The 15,801-nt window shown below is 71.1% G+C and carries 18 protein-coding genes and 3 tRNA genes; 3 read left to right on the forward strand and 18 right to left on the reverse strand.

Annotated features, from left to right (window positions below; translation table 11 throughout):
* Positions 1 to 4: 4 nt before the first annotated feature.
* From D0T12_RS12465 to D0T12_RS12495, 7 genes are all read right to left on the reverse strand, one after another.
* Entirely contained in the window at positions 5 to 1,558 is a 1,554-nt protein-coding gene (locus D0T12_RS12465) for a proton-conducting transporter transmembrane domain-containing protein (protein WP_233525995.1), read from the reverse strand.
* Between the two features lie 50 nt (positions 1,559 to 1,608).
* Positions 1,609 to 1,914: an NADH-quinone oxidoreductase subunit NuoK gene (nuoK, locus tag D0T12_RS12470; protein ID WP_117399795.1), complete on the reverse strand. Its 306-nt coding sequence runs from the start codon at positions 1,912 to 1,914 to the stop codon at positions 1,609 to 1,611.
* On the reverse strand, positions 1,904 to 2,419 hold the full coding sequence (locus D0T12_RS12475) for an NADH-quinone oxidoreductase subunit J (RefSeq protein ID WP_117399642.1): 516 nt from the start codon (positions 2,417 to 2,419) through the stop codon (positions 1,904 to 1,906). The genes nuoK and D0T12_RS12475 overlap by 11 nt, the downstream gene beginning before the upstream one ends.
* A gap of 15 nt (positions 2,420 to 2,434) precedes the next feature.
* Positions 2,435 to 3,298, reverse strand: a complete 864-nt coding sequence (locus D0T12_RS12480; RefSeq protein WP_117399643.1) for a complex I subunit 1 family protein — start codon at positions 3,296 to 3,298, stop codon at positions 2,435 to 2,437.
* Positions 3,291 to 4,139: a hypothetical protein gene (locus D0T12_RS12485; RefSeq protein WP_117399644.1), complete on the reverse strand. Its 849-nt coding sequence runs from the start codon at positions 4,137 to 4,139 to the stop codon at positions 3,291 to 3,293. Before D0T12_RS12485 ends, D0T12_RS12480 begins: the two co-directional genes overlap by 8 nt.
* Positions 4,130 to 4,477 carry an NADH-quinone oxidoreductase subunit A gene (locus D0T12_RS12490; protein WP_117399645.1) on the reverse strand — a complete coding sequence of 116 codons (348 nt, stop codon included), beginning with the start codon at positions 4,475 to 4,477 and terminating at the stop codon, positions 4,130 to 4,132. Before D0T12_RS12490 ends, D0T12_RS12485 begins: the two co-directional genes overlap by 10 nt.
* A 79-nt stretch (positions 4,478 to 4,556) precedes the next feature.
* Positions 4,557 to 5,015 (reverse strand): XRE family transcriptional regulator, encoded by a 459-nt coding sequence (locus D0T12_RS12495; protein WP_147339486.1) that lies wholly within the window; start codon positions 5,013 to 5,015, stop codon positions 4,557 to 4,559.
* 193 nt (positions 5,016 to 5,208) lie between these two features.
* Between D0T12_RS12495 and D0T12_RS12500 the strand changes: the two genes are divergently transcribed.
* Positions 5,209 to 5,769 (forward strand): ArsR/SmtB family transcription factor, encoded by a 561-nt coding sequence (locus D0T12_RS12500; RefSeq protein WP_117399647.1) that lies wholly within the window; start codon positions 5,209 to 5,211, stop codon positions 5,767 to 5,769.
* 110 nt (positions 5,770 to 5,879) lie between these two features.
* Positions 5,880 to 7,949 carry an MMPL family transporter gene (locus D0T12_RS12505; RefSeq protein WP_117399648.1) on the forward strand — a complete coding sequence of 690 codons (2,070 nt, stop codon included), beginning with the start codon at positions 5,880 to 5,882 and terminating at the stop codon, positions 7,947 to 7,949.
* 41 nt (positions 7,950 to 7,990) lie between these two features.
* On the opposite strand, the gene D0T12_RS12510 is transcribed toward D0T12_RS12505, so the two are convergent.
* Both D0T12_RS12510 and D0T12_RS12515 read right to left on the reverse strand, forming a co-directional pair.
* Entirely contained in the window at positions 7,991 to 8,389 is a 399-nt protein-coding gene (locus D0T12_RS12510; RefSeq protein WP_117399649.1) for a VOC family protein, read from the reverse strand.
* A gap of 104 nt (positions 8,390 to 8,493) precedes the next feature.
* On the reverse strand, positions 8,494 to 8,970 hold the full coding sequence (locus tag D0T12_RS12515) for a MerR family transcriptional regulator (RefSeq protein ID WP_117399650.1): 477 nt from the start codon (positions 8,968 to 8,970) through the stop codon (positions 8,494 to 8,496).
* A gap of 161 nt (positions 8,971 to 9,131) precedes the next feature.
* Between D0T12_RS12515 and D0T12_RS12520 the strand changes: the two genes are divergently transcribed.
* Positions 9,132 to 9,890: a hypothetical protein gene (locus D0T12_RS12520; RefSeq protein WP_117399651.1), complete on the forward strand. Its 759-nt coding sequence runs from the start codon at positions 9,132 to 9,134 to the stop codon at positions 9,888 to 9,890.
* A gap of 17 nt (positions 9,891 to 9,907) precedes the next feature.
* Here D0T12_RS12520 and D0T12_RS12525 read toward each other — a convergent pair.
* The 9 genes from D0T12_RS12525 to cimA all read right to left on the reverse strand — a co-directional run bounded on the left by D0T12_RS12525 (position 9,908) and on the right by cimA (position 15,792).
* Positions 9,908 to 9,980: transfer RNA gene (locus D0T12_RS12525), tRNA-Glu, on the reverse strand.
* A gap of 353 nt (positions 9,981 to 10,333) precedes the next feature.
* Positions 10,334 to 10,406: transfer RNA gene (locus tag D0T12_RS12530), tRNA-Glu, on the reverse strand.
* Positions 10,407 to 10,430: 24 nt separating this feature from the next.
* Positions 10,431 to 10,502 (reverse strand) — tRNA-Gln (locus D0T12_RS12535).
* A gap of 114 nt (positions 10,503 to 10,616) precedes the next feature.
* Positions 10,617 to 11,252: a DUF2461 domain-containing protein gene (locus D0T12_RS12540; RefSeq protein WP_117399652.1), complete on the reverse strand. Its 636-nt coding sequence runs from the start codon at positions 11,250 to 11,252 to the stop codon at positions 10,617 to 10,619.
* Between the two features lie 12 nt (positions 11,253 to 11,264).
* On the reverse strand, positions 11,265 to 12,032 hold the full coding sequence (locus D0T12_RS12545) for a fumarylacetoacetate hydrolase family protein (RefSeq protein WP_117399653.1): 768 nt from the start codon (positions 12,030 to 12,032) through the stop codon (positions 11,265 to 11,267).
* Between the two features lie 64 nt (positions 12,033 to 12,096).
* A complete protein-coding gene (locus tag D0T12_RS37005; protein WP_117399654.1) occupies positions 12,097 to 13,272 on the reverse strand; it encodes a cellulose binding domain-containing protein in 1,176 nt (391 codons plus the stop codon).
* A gap of 79 nt (positions 13,273 to 13,351) precedes the next feature.
* A complete protein-coding gene (locus D0T12_RS12555; RefSeq protein ID WP_117399655.1) occupies positions 13,352 to 13,723 on the reverse strand; it encodes a tetratricopeptide repeat protein in 372 nt (123 codons plus the stop codon).
* Between the two features lie 166 nt (positions 13,724 to 13,889).
* Complete coding sequence (locus D0T12_RS12560; protein WP_117399656.1) at positions 13,890 to 14,171, reverse strand: GNAT family N-acetyltransferase; 282 nt, start codon at positions 14,169 to 14,171, stop codon at positions 13,890 to 13,892.
* A gap of 43 nt (positions 14,172 to 14,214) precedes the next feature.
* Positions 14,215 to 15,792, reverse strand: a complete 1,578-nt coding sequence (gene cimA, locus D0T12_RS12565; RefSeq protein WP_117399657.1) for a citramalate synthase — start codon at positions 15,790 to 15,792, stop codon at positions 14,215 to 14,217.
* Between the last annotated feature and the right edge of the window lie 9 nt (positions 15,793 to 15,801).

Raw genomic sequence — 15,801 nt, forward strand, 5'->3', positions numbered from 1 at the left:
GGGCTCACCCGGCCAGGACGGCGACGAGGACGAGCACCGCGAGCACCACCGCCGCCTGCGCGAAGTACAGATGGACCTGCCCGGTCTGCGGGCGCCGGGCCAGGGCGGCGAGGCCCCGCGCGGCCCGCCCGACCGCACCGACGAGGCCGTCGACACGAAGCTCGACGCGGCGGCGGGCGAGCCCGGCCGTCCACCGTCCGCCCCGCGCGACGCCCTCCACGGCGCCGTCGACCACCCGATCGTCGAACCGCGCGAGGGCCCGCGCCACCGCGAACCCGGGTCGGACCACTCCTGCCAGCGCCGCCCGCTCCAGCCAGAACCACCGCAAGGCCCACGCCGGCTCCGGAACCCGGCGCACGGCCACCACGACCCCCACCGTCAGGACCGCGAACGCTCCGGCCAGCGCCGACTCCCAGGCCACGGGCCCGGCTTCGCCCAGAATTCCGGGCAGCCCGAGCACGCCGAGCCCGGCGCCCGCCACGGCCAGCCCCGCCAGCGGAATCCGCTGCGCCAACGGAACCGGGACCCGCTCGGCCGCCTGGAACAACCGCAGCAGCGCCTTACCGGCGTAGGCCGCCGAGAGCACGGACGCCGCGAACCCCACGGCGAGCAGTGCGGACGACCCGACGCCCGCCAGCACCTCGTCCTTGGTCACCCACAACGACAGCGGCGGAACACCGGCCAGCGCGACCGCGCCGATCCCGAACGCGACATCGACCACTCGGTGGGTGCCGCGCCTGGTCAGCCACACACCCGCGCACAGGAACAGCAGGCTCTTCACCGCGGCGTGCGCGATGAGATGCGCCGTCCCGCCGTCGACCGCTCCGGCTCCGGCGGCCAGCACCATGAAGCCGATCTGCGCGCACGTGGACGCCGCGAGCAGCTGCTTCAGGTCCCGCTGCGCGAGCGCGACCGCGCCGAGCAGCAGCGCGGTCAGCGCACCGGCCCAGCTCACGGTCGTGGCGGCCCATCCGGTGGCGTCCAGCAGCGGACGCAGGCGCAGCAGCAGGTAGGCCCCGGCGACCACCATCGCGGCCGAGTGCAGCAGCGCCGACACCGGGCTCGGGCCCGCCATGGCCCGCGACAGCCAGAACGAGAACGGCAGCTGCGCCGACTTGCCCAGCGCCGCGACCACGACACCGGCCGCGATCAGGTCCCGCCAAGGGGCGTTCGCCGTCGCGAGGTCGTCCAACTTCAGCGAGTGGGCACCGGCGACCGCGAACCCCGCCGCCGCGTAGAGGCCCATGTCGGCTGCCCGGGTCGTGAGGAACGCGACGTCCGCCGACCGGACGCGTTCCGGGTCCGACCAGACGTAGCCGATGAGCGCGTACGACATCGCGCCCATGACCTCCCAGCCCATCAACAGCAGCAGCAGGTCGGACGCGGTGACCGTGACGGCCATCGCCGCCGCGAACAGCAGCATCAACGCGTGGAACCGGACGCCGTAGCCGTCCGCCCAGGCATAGGCGAGCACCGCCACCAGCACCACGGCCAGGGTCACGAGCAGGAAGACGGACAACTCGTCCACCACCAGCCCGCTCCCCCATCCCGGGATCATCCCTGCCTTCTGTGGGGGGACGACCCCCCACACCCCCCGGAGCGCTGCGCTCATCCCTTGAGATCTCCCGCGTCATCCGTGAGATCCACGTCCCGCGCCCGGAACAGCGCGGTGACGACGGCGAAGCCCATCGCCATCTCCAGCGCCATGACGGTGATGGCCACGAGCACCAGGACCTGACCGTCCGCGGACCCCGGCGACACCCAGTGCCAGAACCCCGCCGCGGCGACCACCACACCGTTGATCATGAGTTCGAGGCCCATCATCAGCATCACGATCGACTGCTGGGACAGCGCGCCGAACAACCCGACGCAGAACAGCGCCGCCCCCAGCAGGAGGAAGGTCTCAAGCGTCATCGCGGCCCCGCTCATAGCGTCCACGGCTCGTCGCGAGCACCACGGACGCGATCATGGTGGCCAGGATGGCGACGCCGAGCACCATCATGACCAGCATCTTCGGCCCCATGATCGAGGCTCCGAGCGCGAACGTCGGGTCGGGCGGCGGGCGGCCCGCCCGCTCCGGCCACGGCGCCGCGAAGATCCCCGCCGCAAGCGCGGCGAACGCGCCGGCGGAGATGGCGAGCGCGCCCCGCGCGTTGTGCGTCATCGTCATCGGCATCAGCCCCGCCGGGTTCATCATGTACATGACCATGAACACGACCATCACCAGCATCTCCATGATCATCATCAGGACGATCAGTACGCCGAGGTAGCTCAGGCCGACCAGCAGCAGCTCGCCTCCGACGCAGAGGAAGGACGCGAGCAGCGCGAACGTCGCCCGCGCCATCGAGTCCACGACGAACACCGCGACGCCGAACCCGACGGCGGCGACCGCGAGCACCCAGAACCCGGCGTCCACCACGGCCCCGCTCCTCCCTCAGACCACGACGATTCCGACGACGAGCATCTGCAGCAGCGTGGCGGGGATCAGCACCGTCCACGCCACCGTCATGAACCGGTCCATGCGCAGTACCGGCAGCCGCCGCCGCGTCCAGACCAGGAACGTCAGGACGGCGCAGGTCTTCACCAGCGACCACGCCCACCCGGGCAGCACCGGTCCCGACCCGCCGCCGAGGAACAGCGGGACCGCGGCGCCCGCCGAGACCGTCAGCAGCCCGTACCGTCCCGCCGTGAGGACGAGCCGGTCCGGGCCGGACAGCTCCAGCGCCGCGCCGCCCGCGAGGTCGCCTGCGACCGGATGACCGAACGGCCCCCAGAACGCCATCGCGAGTGCGGAGAGCAGGTACACGACGAACGCGACCGGCATCCACACCGCGTACCAGAGCCCGTCCTGCGCGTCCCCGATGGTCCGCAGGTCGAGGGAGTGCGCGGCCAGCGCCGCCGTGATGAGCGCGAACATGTGCGGCAGCTCGTACGCGAGCCCCTGCGCGACGAACCGGTAGCCGCCGATGAGGGCGTACGCGGAGTTGACTCCCCATCCGGTTAGCCACACCGACGCCCACGCCACCACCTCCATGGCGTTGAACCAGACGACGCCGACCGCCGTGTCCACCGCGACGCGGTCACCGAACGGCACCACCAGCGCCGCGAGCGCCGCAGCCACCGGCAGCGACACGACCCCGATCCGCGTCAGCGGACGGTCGGCCCTGGCCGTGACGCGCCGCTGTGTGGTCAAAAGCCGTGCGACCTCGTGGAACGGTTCTGCGGGACGTCCCGCGAAGGCCCCGTTCAGACATGCGGCGGCGACCGCCAGCCCGCCGAGAACGACCACCTCAACCATCGGCCGACCCGAGGTCCGGATCGAGACCGGCGACGATCAGCCGCGCCTCCCCGAGATCAGCGCCTTCGAGGCGCGGAGGCAGGCCCGCCAAGACCTCCGGCCAGGGCTCACTCGGCCGACCGGCGGCAGGGCGTCCTTCGAGCGCGGCTCCGATGTCCCGCAACCACCCGTCGACGTCGGCCGCGTTCCGGGTCATCCAGCGCAGCACCCGCGACCGCCCGACCCTCCGGGCGAACCGGTGGAACCGCCGCGCCACGTCCGGGACGCCCTCCAGCGCCTCGTCCCTCAACAGGGCCGCCCGCTCGCCCGCCGCGTCCCAGCCCGCGACACGCAGCAACCGCGCCACGCCGTCGAGGCGGCGGGCCGCCCGCCGGCCCTCGTGCCAGAACGTCCCGTCCGCCGTGTCGACCGCGACGACCTCGGCGGCCTGCACGACGTCACCCTGCAAGGTCAGATCGACCCGCAGCCCGGCGGGCCAGTGGGCCAGCACGGGCCCGAGCGGGACATGCAGCACGTCGAGCCGCAGGCCGTCCCGATCGTCCGCCCGGTCGGCCATGCCGACCTCGTCCATCTCCAGCCGGGCCCGCGAATGATCACCGACCGTCACGAGGTCCGCGGACATCCGCGCACGCGGCTCCGGCATGTCCCGCCACACGACGTCGATGGCCCGCGCCAGTTCCGCCCCCGGGTTCCCGCAGACCACGAGCGTCCCCGTCTCCGTGGGGGACGAGGCGGCCCGCCACCCGCGCCGCCGCAGCTCGGCCTCGACCCGCAGCCGCTCGGCCGTCCCGTCCGCCGCCGACACCACGAACGGACGCGCGGCCGCGGCCCTCAGGCCCACCGCAGCGCCCCCTCGCGCCACGCGTACAGGACGCCGACCAGGATCAGCCCGAGGAAGAGGAACATCTCCACGACCGCCTTCACGCCCACGGACGCGACGACGAGCGCCCACGGATACATGAAGATCATCTCCATGTCGAAGGCGAGGAAGATCATCGAGACCGCGTACCAGCGCACGTGGTACCGCGACACCGCGTGCTCGACCGGCCGCGCCCCCGAGAGGAACGGCCCCGCCTCCAGAAGCCCCCGGGGCGCCATCGCCCAGGACGCCGCGTACACGGCGGCGATGAGCGCGCCGACCAGGCCCACCACCGAGAGGACGACGACGAACGGCGCCATTGCCCCTCCCGGGTACGGTTCCCTGACGCCGTGTCCCCTACCTGATCAGGCACCGGCAAAACATGGGGGCGCCGGTGGGCTACCCGTGCCCGCCGTGCCGTTCCCGGTCGGCGGCCGCGGCGCCGAGGATCATCTCGTCCACGACCCAGCGGGCCTCCGGGGACAGGTCGACGAGCGCCCGCAGCACCTCGGGCCGGATGACGCCGTTCTCGACGTCGCGGCGCAGTGCCTTGAGCGTCAGGTCCTCGCCGATCGGGTCCGACTCGCTCGGGAACCCGAAGAAGCCGATCGGGACACCGAAGAAAGTGGCGAGCGCGGTGAGCGTCTTGAGCTGCGGGTTCTCCTGCCGTCCGGTGCGCAGCTTCCACACGGTGGTGGACGAGATGTCCTCGCCGGTGGCGGCCGCGATGGCGGCGGCGGCGTCCACGTTGTTGCGCGGCGGCTCCGCGTCGGCGGGCCACAGGTTCCGGATCAGCCACTCGACCTTCTCGGCCAGCGACGCACCCGGCGACACCTCGTCCAAGCGATCCCGCATCATGCCTCCCACCCCGGATCCCAGTGCTTTTAGTTGACCACAGCGGCGCCCGTCAGCCAAGGACACGTACCCCTCCGGATCCTCGATCAGGAGGGTGAGCCGCCGCCTCCCTCTCAGGTCGCGGCCGCTCCTCCCCTCCGGTGAACTTTGCCAAGAACCCTTGCAAAGGCTCTTTGCAACTCCTACGGTCGCGGACATGAAGGAACAACCGCCGCCCGAGGCGATCACCGATCCGCAGCAGGTGCGCCTTCTGGCGCACCCACTCCGGAGACGGATCGCCGAGATCATGCGGCGCGGTCCGGTCTCGTCCACGAGTCTCGCCCGCGAACTCGGCCAGAGCACCGGCTCGACGAGCTATCACCTGCGGCAGCTCGCCAAGTACGGGTTCGTCGAGGAGGCGCCGGAGCTGGCGCGTGGGCGGGAACGCTGGTGGCGGGCGGTGCCCGGCGACCGCCGTCTCCCGCCGTACAGCCGGCAGTCCCCGGAGATGCGTGAGGCCGTCGAGGAGCTGACCCGCCTGGAGTTCGCGAACGAGCTCGACATGCTCGACCGGTTCCAGCGCGCACGCGACGGGCTGGGCCCGTGGGCGGACGCGCTGCTGTTCTCGTTCTCCACCGTCACGTTGACGCCGGACCAGGTGCGTCCCTTCTTCGAGGAGTACATCGCGCTCCTCTACCGCTACAAACGCGCCGACGACGATCCGCCGCCGGACGCGCGCACCCTCCACACCAGGTTCCTGGCTTTTCCGGAGCCGTAGGGCCCGGGCCGCCGAGTTGCCCCTCGGCGGCCCGGGCGGAGGCCCGCATCACCACGCCGACCGGCGTGTTTCGCACGCGACATCGAGCCCCACGGAAAGGAGAGCACCTCATGCTGCTCTCACGCAAACAGCCGCCCTCACGGGGCCGCCTGTTGAAATGGGCGGTCCTGCTGTTCTGGGTCGCGGTCACGGTCCTGGCCGTCCCGGCGGCGAGCCGCCTCGCGGACGTCGTCGAGGCGAAGGCGTCCGCCGAACTCCCGCGCGGCGCGCAGTCCACGAAGGTCGAGGAGCTGGCGCCGCGCTTCCCCGGCGGCGAACTCGCCCCGGGGATCATCGCCTACGTCCGGCCGTCCGGCGTCACCGCCGCCGACCGGGCGAAGGCGGAGGCCGACCGCCGCGCCCTCGCCGCCGTGGCGACGAAGCCGATCGCGCCGCCGCAGCCGTCCGCCGACGGGAAGGCGCTCATGCTGCACGTGCCGTTGACGGACGACGACACCCTCACCGACAAGGCCGAGAAGCTCCGCGACCAGTCTCAGGCGAACGCACCGGACGGCCTGGAGATTCGCCTCACCGGTCCCGCCGGCGGCGCGCTCGACGTCGGCGACGCCTTCGAGAACGTCGACAAGACGCTGCTCATCATCACGATCCTCGTCGTCACGGCCGTGCTGCTGCTCACCTACCGCAGCCCGGTCCTGTGGCTGCTGCCGATCGCGAGCGCGGCGATCGCGCTCCAGGTGTCGAACGCGGTCGTCTACCTCCTCGCCGAGCACGCCGGCCTGTACGTGGCGGACGGCATGGCGGCGATCCTGAACGCGCTGGTGTTCGGCATCTCGACCGACTACGCGCTGCTGCTTCTCGCCCGCTACCGGGAGGAGCTGCGCCGCCACCCCGACCGCCACCGGGCGATGGGAGTCGCGTTGCGCCGCGCCGCCGCCCCGATCGTCGCGTCCGCCGCGACGGTCTCCCTCGGCCTGCTCTGCCTCCTGGCCGCCGACATGGGCTTCAACTACGCGCTCGGCCCGATCGGCGCCATCGGCGTCCTCGCCGGACTGGTCGTCGTCATGACCTTCCTGCCCGCGCTGCTGGTCATCTTCGGACGCTGGGTGTTCTGGCCGCGCATTCCTCGTCCCGGCGACACGCCACCGGCACGTGGCGCCTGGGACCGCGTCGGCCACCGCGTCGCGGCCCGCCCTCGCCTGGTCTGGCTCGGCGGCCTCGCCGTCCTCGCCGCACTCGCGTCCGCCGCCCTCGGTATCAACACGGGCCTGGACCGCGCGAACTTCCTCACGACCACCCCCTCCTCCACCATCGGTGAACGCCTCCTCGCGGAGCACTACCCCGGCGGCCAGAGCCGCCCCCTCCAGGTCATCACCGACGCACCGGACGCGTCGCGCGTGACAACGGCCCTGCGAGAAGCCCCCGGCGTGGCCCGCGTCCAGGATCCGCAGCCCTCCAAGGACGGCGGCCTCACCCGAGTGGAGGTCGTCCTGGACGATCCGCCCGACAGCGCAGCGGCCAAGCTGACCGTTCGCCAACTACGCAGAACGATCCCCGACGCGACGATCGGAGCGAGCACCGCCAGCAGCATCGACGTGGCGGACGCGCAGGCCCATGATCGCAAGATCGTCATCCCGCTGGTGCTGGGCGTCGTCCTGCTCATCCTGATCGCCCTGCTCCGCGCCCTGATCGCGCCACTCCTGGTGATCGCGACCGTGGTGGCGTCGTACTTCGCGGCCCTCGGCGCGGCCTGGTTGCTGTTCCGCCACGCCTTCGACTTCCCGGCCCTCGACATCCAGGTCGCGCTGATGGGCTTCCTGTTCATGGTGGCGCTCGGCGTGGACTACAACCTGTTCCTCGTCTCCCGCGTCCGCGAGGAGGTGGGACGCGCCGACCACCGCACCGGCGTCCTGCGCGGCCTGGGCGTCACCGGCGGCGTCATCTCCAGCGCCGGCCTCGTCCTCGCCGCGACGTTCGGCGTCCTCGGCGTCATGCCGATCACGATGATGGTGCAGCTCGGAGTCCTGGTGTCTCTGGGCGTGCTCCTGGACACCTTCTTCGTCCGCTCCGTCATCGTCCCCGCCCTGGCCCTGGACCTCGGCCCCCGCTTCTGGTGGCCAGGCCGCCTGTCGACCCCCGAACCCGAGCCGAGCGCCACCCCGGCCGACCACGCCCGAACCTGACACACCCCTGCCGGAGGGACGAGCGGGGGCCGTCCCTCCGGCTACGCCTTCTCGGCCGTCACCATCACCGGATGTCCGTCAGGGTCAGCGACGTAGGCGATGCGTTCACCCCAAGGCGTGTCGGTGGGGGCGACGAGCACCGGATGACCAAGGGCCGCCAGTTCCTCGACCGAGGAGTCGACGTCGTCACAGTAGACGCACAACTCGAAAAAACGACCGGAGATCGGCCGCTGCGCAAGCCCATGAATCCCCGAACCCCCCTCCGGGACCACCCCCAGCCCTATAAGCGACCCTTCACCGAGGCGCAGGGCGACGAACGTCGTCACCCCACCCTCCTCGAACCGATAGGTCTCCTGGAAACCGAGCGCGTCACGGTAGAACTCAAGCGACCGCTGCAGGTCATCGCACGCCAACATGGGAAACGCAGACCGAAAAGCCATACCCCGACGCTACAAGCCACCACCGACGCTTCCCCGCGCCCGCCCGGGCGCCCAGGGGCGGGACGACGAACGCGACTCAGCAGCAGTCGCCGCAGCACGAGCCGTCACATGTCGGGTCCTCGCAGCACTCGCACATTCTTCCTCTCACCTCCTCTCGGGTCCGGAAGGCCGGTCGGGCACCAGGTGCCCGGCACCGGGCCGGGACAGTCGGGGCCGTCCATGCCGGCCAGCATCTCGACCAGCTCGGCGCGCATCGCCGCCAGCCGCGCCATCTCGGCGTCGATCTCGTCGACATGACGGCGAAGCAGCCCTTCGGCGGGCTCGCACGCGCACACGCCGGTCTCCCTGACGGCCACCAGCTCACGGATCTCCACCAGTCGCAGACCGAGACGCTGCGCGCCACGGATGAACAGCAACCGGTCAAGGTCACGCGGCCCGTAGCGCCGATGCTCGCCACCGGTGCGCGCGGGGACGGGCATCAGCCCTTCCCGCTCGTAGTACCGCACCGTGTCGGCGCGCACCCCCGCACGCGCCGCCAACTGCCCCACTGTCAACGCCTCACCGACCTGGCCAACGCTCATACCACAAGGCTAGGACTTGGACCCCACTCCAAATTCAACCCCTGAGGCGAACGAAATCCAGGCTCTGGGGGACGGCGTGATCGTGAAATAAGCTGGTTTCACCTCCACCGGGCCCCGGCCTCTCGCCGCCTCGATCGGCGAGCGACCTTGAGGAAGGACCCATGTCCGCAGTACTGCTCAATGTCCTGATCGGCCTGGTGACCAGCGTCCTGAGCGGCGGGGGCGTCTGGCTGCTGAACCATGTGAAGCAGGCGCGGAAGCTGCATCGCACGGCCGTGTTCTTCGGCCTCGAAGGGGGCGCGCCCTGTGTCGTGGTGATGAACGACAAGGCCGACAAACCCGGCAGCACGGCGCACGACGACGTCCACGCCCTGGTCGAGATCGCGATGCTCGGGCGGGAGCTGGGCAGCCCGGTCGTCATCCGCGGGGCACACGAGTTCCATGAGAGCAACGGCACCAGAACCGAGTTCTGCATCGGCGGACCTGAGGGCGGCTCCAATCCCCGCACCGGCGGTCATCTCGCCGCGCATCTGCCCGGTGTCACCCTCACGCCCTTCTCCGCCGACGTGGACCGCTTGGCCCTCGTGGTAGGCGGCGAAAGGTTCCGGTGCGCACGCGGCCAGCAGGAACGCGCGTTGGTGGCCAAGTTCCGTCCCGACCCCGCTTCGCGACCGGTCTTCCTCATCTGCGGGCATACGTCTCTGGCCAACCGCGCCGCCGTTCACTTCCTGAAAAGCCGACACAACGAACTGGCCGCCTCCGTGGAGAGCCTGGAACAGTTCTGTCTGATCATCAAGGTGGACGCGATCCCGACGTACGGTTTCCAGGCGGCCACCTTGGAACGGGACGTCACCCGCGCCGCGTTCGCCGCGATCGAACCGAGAAGGCCCCTGCCGCAAATACAAGAGCCGCAGACCTGAAGGCCTGCGGCTGCGTGTACCCCCGAGCGGATTCGAACCGCCGTTACCGCCTTGAGAGGGCGGCGTCCTAGGCCACTAGACGACGGGGGCAGGACCACATCCACACGATCTCCGTGCGGACGTCCCCCACCCTACCGGAGTTCGCCCACCACCTCGACCGCTTAACCCCACCCCCACAGCCGATACGCGACGTCACTCCAACAATTCGACTCCGCCCCCAGACCGAACCGCTGGTCACATCTCCCCAACCGACCTGCGAAAAAATGATCGCACCAATGTCCGAACCGGAAGAAGAACCCACCCGCACAAAACCCCAGGGCCTCAGCCACAGGGGGGCGTGGGGGGTGGAGCCCCCCACATCGGGGGTTCCAGGGGGTCGCCCCCTGGATAGACGCGAAAACCGGGCGAAGCCGACCAACGGTCGGCGAGCAGGCGGCGCCGAGTACCCCCGAGCGGATTCGAACCGCCGTTACCGCCTTGAGAGGGCGGCGTCCTAGGCCACTAGACGACGGGGGCGTGTGTCCGCGCTGGCGGACGCAGCTGGGGTACCAGGACTCGAACCTAGACTAAGTGAACCAGAATCACTCGTGCTGCCGATTACACCATACCCCAGTGAGGTACGGGCGCCCGGGCCGTTGGGCCGGGGTCGCTCGCGCCTCGATGAGAATACAGGACCTTGGGACCGCCACCAAAACGTTTGGCGCGGCGGGCCGTCGGGCGGCGTGTTCAGCGGGTGAGGTCGGGTGGGCCGATGTGCCGGTTGCCCCAGTCGACGAGGGGGCGCAGCCGCCGCCATGACGCGCGGACCCGCGTCACCACTTCGGGCGTTTCCATCCACGGGTCGGCGGGCCAGCCTTGGTGGGCGTAGAGGGAGCGGTGGCGAAGCAGTTCGAGTCGTGGGTGGTCGGGGGGCGTGCCGCGCGGCCGGGTCTTGAGCCGGTCTCCGCCGATCTCCAGTCCGGCGGCGCGCAGGTCGTCCACGATGGCCTGGAGTTCCGGGCCGTGGAGGTCGGAGCCGACGCCGTCCCGGTAGCGGCGGAGTTGCTCGGGTGTGGGCGCGTACATGCCACCGGCGACCATGAGCCCGTCCGCGTCGATCTGGAGGTAGAAGCCTTCGCTCGTGTGGCCGCCCTGATGCGTCTTGTAGGGCGACTTGTCCTTGCTGAACCGGACGTCACGGTACGGACGGAAGAGTTTGACCGCGCCGAACTCCTCTTCCAGTTCGGCGCACAGTTCCCTCAGGGGTTCGCGCACATGGCGTTCGTAGGTGTCCTTGTGGGCGGTCCAGTACGACTTGCTGTTGTCGGCCTGAAGCCCCTCGTAGAAGGAGAAGGCCTCGTCGGTGAAGCCGCCGAACGCCATGGCGCTCCCCTTTCAGTCTCGGGCCACGACGCGGTTGGTCAGGGCGCCGACGCCTTCGACGGTGACGGTCACCTCGTCCCCGATCTCCAGCGGTCCGACTCCGGCGGGCGTGCCGGTGAGGATCACGTCGCCGGGCAGCAGCGTCATGACCTGGCTGACGTATTCGACCAGGGTCGGCACGTCGTGCAGCAGCAGCGACGTGCGGGCGTCCTGCCGGACGTCGCCGTTGACGGTCGTGGTGATCGCCAGGTCGGCGGGGTCGGCCTCCGTCTCGATCCATGGGCCGAGGGGGCAGAACGTGTCGAAGCCCTTGGCGCGCGTCCACTGGCCGTCCTTGGCCTGGAGGTCGCGGGCGGTGACGTCGTTGGCGCAGGTGTAGCCGAGGATGACGTCGGCGGCGCGGGACGCGGGGACCTCGCGGCACATCCGGCCGATGACGACGGCCAGTTCGCCTTCGAAGTCGACCCGCTCGGACAGCTTCCGCGGGTAGGCGACGGCCTCTCCCGGGCCGATCACGGCGGTGGACGGCTTGGAGAACACCACCGGCTCGGCGGGCGGCTCGCCGCCGCCCATCTCGCTGACGTGGTCGGCGTAGTTCTTGCCGATCGCGATGACCTTGCTCGGCAGGATCGGCGCGAGCAGCCGAACGTCGGCGAGCGGGAGGCGCAGCCCGGTGAACGTGAGGTCACCGAACGGGTGGGCCGCGATGGCGGCGACGGTGTTCTCCTCCACCACGCCGAAGGACATGCCCTCGTCGGTGGAGAACCTGGCGATACGCATGGTCAAAAGCCTAGCCGTTGCCGGGGACACGCTCCGGATGTCCGTGAGGTCCCCCGACGTCCGGTCAGAAGCCGCAGGGGATGTCGTTGAGCCTGCACGCCTGCGGGGTGGTCGTCGCGCCGGCCGCGCCGAACTGGATCTCCCACGTTCCGCCGGGCGGGATCGCGGGGGCGCCGTCCAGGTTGCCGATCTCGGCGTTCTCACCGCCGCGGACGAGCCGTGCGCCCCAGATGTTCTTCACGTCCGCGCCGGGGACGCGGAAGGTCAGCCGCCAGGTCGGCATCGGACGGTCGGTGCGGTTGGTGATGACCATCCGGCCTTCGAAGTATCCCTCGTCCTGTTGGGCGAGTTGGTAGGTGATGCCGTCGCCCTCCACTACCGGGCCGATCGGCGCGGTCGACACGGCCGGTGCGGGGGACGCGGGCGGCTGAGCGGGTGTCCCGGCGGTCGGTTCTCCGCTGGGCCGCGGAGGCGTCGCGGGCGCTTCGCTGGGATTCGGTCCGCCGGGTGTCGCCGGGGCAGGGGCCTCCGGGGCGGGCGTGGACGCCCGCGGCGGCGATGTCTTCCCCTCCGTCTCGGAGCCGCGGGTGACCAGCAGCATCGCGACCGCGGCGGCGAGGAGCAGCGCCGCGCCGATCACCATGAGCAGCAGCGGACGCCGTGACCTCGACGGCGGTACTCCTCCCGACGGCGACGCGACGGGCGGCATGGCCGGGGCGGTGGCGTCGAACGGCGGCGGCACCGTCCCTTCGGCGGGACGCGGGGACGCTTCGGTTCCGCTGCTCGCCTGTTCGGCTCCGACGCCGAACTGTGCCGTCCAGGGCGCCTCCTCGTGCATGACCGCCTGGCCCGCCTCTTCGGGAATGGTGGCCTCGTCGGGCATGGTGGCCTCGTCGGGCAGCGTGGCCGGGTCGGTGGCGGGTTCCTCCGCGGGGAGGGGCTCGGACGCCGTCGCCTGCGGTGAGACGGCGAGGTCGGCGATGGTCACCGAGGGCCGGTCCTCCGGCTCGTCGCGGTCGTCGACCGGCGGGTCCTGGAGCGTGGCGTCCGGCGGGACGTCCTGGAGCGTCGCGTCGGAGTCGACGAGATCGTCCACGGGCTCGTCGACGACGGTCGACTCCGGTCCGGCTCCGGCGGCCCGCGTCCCGGGATCGGTGATCGTGTCGGGGACGTGGAACTCGGCGGTGGTCCTGTGGTCCGGGGGCGTGTACCCGGGCTCCTCGCGGCTCAACTCGTCCACCTCGCTGTTCGTCGACCTCAGAGAGTCCGACGACGATCGGGGTGGATCGGTTCGTGACGAACCGGGACGTATCAGAGCCTCAGGCGGTGGGCGCGGGTTCCACACCGCGGCGGGCGGCCTGCCGCAACTGCCGGTTGAGCAGGTCGGTGATCAGCTCGATGGCGTCGGGGGTGGTGGCGTCGTGGGCGCCGCTGAGCCAGCGGGTGGCCTCGGCCAGCAGGTCCTCGGCGGTGTCGGCGGCGGAACCCTCGTCCGCCAGCCGGCCGAGGACGTCGCCGAGCCGCATCGCCGCGTCGGCGCGGCCGGACTCGGCGGCCCGCCGGTACCAGTCCGCGGCCTGCTCCAGGTCGCCTTCGCGCTCGTAGGCCTCGCCCAGGACGAACGCCACGTCCGTCCACGTCCCGCCCGTCGGACGCCCCCGGTCCTCGGGGCTCCAGGGTCGGACAGACATGCGATCACTCCGGCGGTTCGGTCAACTGAGAAACGGCGCGGGTGGAACGTCACACGCGCCGTACCGGTCCATGGTGGCCGCTCCACACGAAATCCGCCACCCGTTTCGCAACTTTCAGCGAAAAATCCGCTTAGTCGCACCGTACCGCCGCAAAGACGACCGTTCGTCAGGCCGCGACGACGTCCTGGTAGTCGGGGTGCTTCTCGATCCACCTCTTGATGAACGGGCAGACCGGCACGGCCGACAGGCCCCGGGCGCGGAGGTCGTCCAGCACCCCGCGGGCCAGCGAACCGCCCACGCCCTTGCCCTCGTACGCGGAGTCGACCTCGGTGTGGATGAGGGCGACGGCGCCGTCCCCCGGCTCGTACTCGACGAACCCGGCGACCTCGCCGTCCAGCCTGATCTCGTAACGGTTCTGCTCTGCGACGTCGATGATCTCGGTGCTCATGCCCTCGATAATGCCCGCACGGCCGAGGTCATTCCCGCCGGGGCTAGCCCGCCTCGTATCCGGCGCGGAGCAGGCAGTAGGTGACGGCCTCCTCCAGCGCCTGCCAGGACGCGGCGATGACGTTGTCCTCGACGCCGACCGTCCCCCATTCGCGTTCGCCGTCGCTGGACTCGACGAGCACCCGCGTGCGGGCGTCGGTGCCGTGCGCGCCCTCCAGGATGCGGACCTTGTAGTCGACGAGCTCCAGCCGCGCCAGCTCCGGGTACAGCCGTCCCAGCGCGATGCGCAACGCGTTGTCGAGGGCGTTGACGGGACCGTTCCCCTCCCCCGTGGCGATGATCCGCTCGCCCTTGGCGTGCAGCTTCACGGTGGCCTCGCTGACCATGGAGCCGTCCGGGCGGCGCTCCACGATCGACCGCCACGACTCGACCTCGAAGTGCCGCTGCCGGACGCCGGTCAGCTCCTCGCGCAGCAGCAGCTCGAACGAGGCGTCCGCGGCCTCGAACGTGTAGCCGGTGGACTCCAGCTCCTTGACCCGGTCGACGACGGCCTTGGCCTTCTCGCCGGACAGGTCGTAGCCGAGTTCGCGGCCCTTCAGCTCCACGGACGCGCGCCCGGCCATGCTCGACACCAGCATCCGCATGTCGTTGCCGACGGCCGCCGGGTCGATGTGCTGGTACAGGTCCGGGTCGACCTTGACGGCGGACGCGTGCAGCCCCGCCTTGTGCGCGAACGCCGACACGCCCACGTAGGGCTGCTGCGAGCTGGGCGCGACGTTGGTGACCTCGGAGACGGCGTGCGCGATGCGGGTCATCTCGGCGAGCTGGGCGTCGGAGACCAGCGACATGCCGCGCTTGAGCTGGAGGTTCCCGACGACGGTGAACAGGTTGGCGTTGCCGCTGCGTTCGCCGTACCCGTTGGCGCAGCCCTGCACGTGGGTGGCCCCGGCCTTCACGGCGGCGAGGGTGTTCGCGACGGCGCAGCCGGAGTCGTCGTGGCAGTGGATGCCGACGCGGACGCCGAGGGACACGACGTCGTGGACGATGTCGGCCAGCTCGTCGGGGAGCATGCCGCCGTTGGTGTCGCACAGCGCGACGACGTCCGCGCCCGCCTCGGCGGCGGCGCGGACGGCCTCCAGCGCGTAGGCGCGGTTCGCGTGGTAGCCGTCGAAGAAGTGCTCGGCGTCCAGGAAGACTCGTTGGCCCTCCGCACGCAGGTGGGAGACCGTGTCGCGGATCATCGCGAGGTTCTCCTCCAGGGTGGTGCGGAGGGCCAGCTCGACGTGCCTGTCGTGACTCTTGGCGACAAGGGTCACGACGGACGCGCCGGAGTCGCGCAGCGCGGCAACCTGGGGGTCGTCGGCGGCCCGCACACCGGCCCGGCGGGTCGCGCCGAACGCGGTGAGCTGCGCGTGCGTCAGGTCGAGCTCTGTTCGAGCGCGCCTGAAGAATTCGGTGTCCTTCGGGTTGGCCCCGGGCCAGCCGCCCTCGATGAAGCCCACGCCGAGGTCGTCGAGGTGCCGCGCGATGGCGAGCTTGTCGGGCACGGAGAGGTTGAGCCCCTCCTGCTGCGAACCGTCGCGCAGAGTGGTGTCGTAGACGTGGAAAGCGTCGCCTTGCATGTGCTGGTA

This window comes from Actinomadura spongiicola (assembly GCF_003432485.1).
Lineage (GTDB): Bacteria > Actinomycetota > Actinomycetes > Streptosporangiales > Streptosporangiaceae > Spirillospora > Spirillospora spongiicola.

What these genes read in the sequence shown, in the direction of transcription:
- cimA (WP_117399657.1), bottom strand. Translation starts at nt 15,792, where the DNA reads ATGCAAGGCGACGCTTTCCACGTCTACGACACCACTCTGCGCGACGGT.
- D0T12_RS12540 (WP_117399652.1), bottom strand. Translation starts at nt 11,252, where the DNA reads ATGGCGTTCGGCGGCTTCACCGACGAGGCCTTCTCCTTCTACGAGGGG.
- D0T12_RS12505 (WP_117399648.1), top strand. Translation starts at nt 5,880, where the DNA reads ATGCTGCTCTCACGCAAACAGCCGCCCTCACGGGGCCGCCTGTTGAAA.
- D0T12_RS12490 (WP_117399645.1), bottom strand. Translation starts at nt 4,477, where the DNA reads ATGGCGCCGTTCGTCGTCGTCCTCTCGGTGGTGGGCCTGGTCGGCGCG.
- D0T12_RS12480 (WP_117399643.1), bottom strand. Translation starts at nt 3,298, where the DNA reads ATGGTTGAGGTGGTCGTTCTCGGCGGGCTGGCGGTCGCCGCCGCATGT.
- D0T12_RS12495 (WP_147339486.1), bottom strand. Translation starts at nt 5,015, where the DNA reads ATGATGCGGGATCGCTTGGACGAGGTGTCGCCGGGTGCGTCGCTGGCC.
- D0T12_RS12515 (WP_117399650.1), bottom strand. Translation starts at nt 8,970, where the DNA reads ATGAGCGTTGGCCAGGTCGGTGAGGCGTTGACAGTGGGGCAGTTGGCG.
- D0T12_RS12510 (WP_117399649.1), bottom strand. Translation starts at nt 8,389, where the DNA reads ATGGCTTTTCGGTCTGCGTTTCCCATGTTGGCGTGCGATGACCTGCAG.
- D0T12_RS12500 (WP_117399647.1), top strand. Translation starts at nt 5,209, where the DNA reads ATGAAGGAACAACCGCCGCCCGAGGCGATCACCGATCCGCAGCAGGTG.
- D0T12_RS12555 (WP_117399655.1), bottom strand. Translation starts at nt 13,723, where the DNA reads ATGTCTGTCCGACCCTGGAGCCCCGAGGACCGGGGGCGTCCGACGGGC.
- D0T12_RS12465 (WP_233525995.1), bottom strand. Translation starts at nt 1,558, where the DNA reads ATGATCCCGGGATGGGGGAGCGGGCTGGTGGTGGACGAGTTGTCCGTC.
- D0T12_RS12545 (WP_117399653.1), bottom strand. Translation starts at nt 12,032, where the DNA reads ATGCGTATCGCCAGGTTCTCCACCGACGAGGGCATGTCCTTCGGCGTG.
- D0T12_RS12560 (WP_117399656.1), bottom strand. Translation starts at nt 14,171, where the DNA reads ATGAGCACCGAGATCATCGACGTCGCAGAGCAGAACCGTTACGAGATC.
- nuoK (WP_117399795.1), bottom strand. Translation starts at nt 1,914, where the DNA reads ATGACGCTTGAGACCTTCCTCCTGCTGGGGGCGGCGCTGTTCTGCGTC.
- D0T12_RS12520 (WP_117399651.1), top strand. Translation starts at nt 9,132, where the DNA reads ATGTCCGCAGTACTGCTCAATGTCCTGATCGGCCTGGTGACCAGCGTC.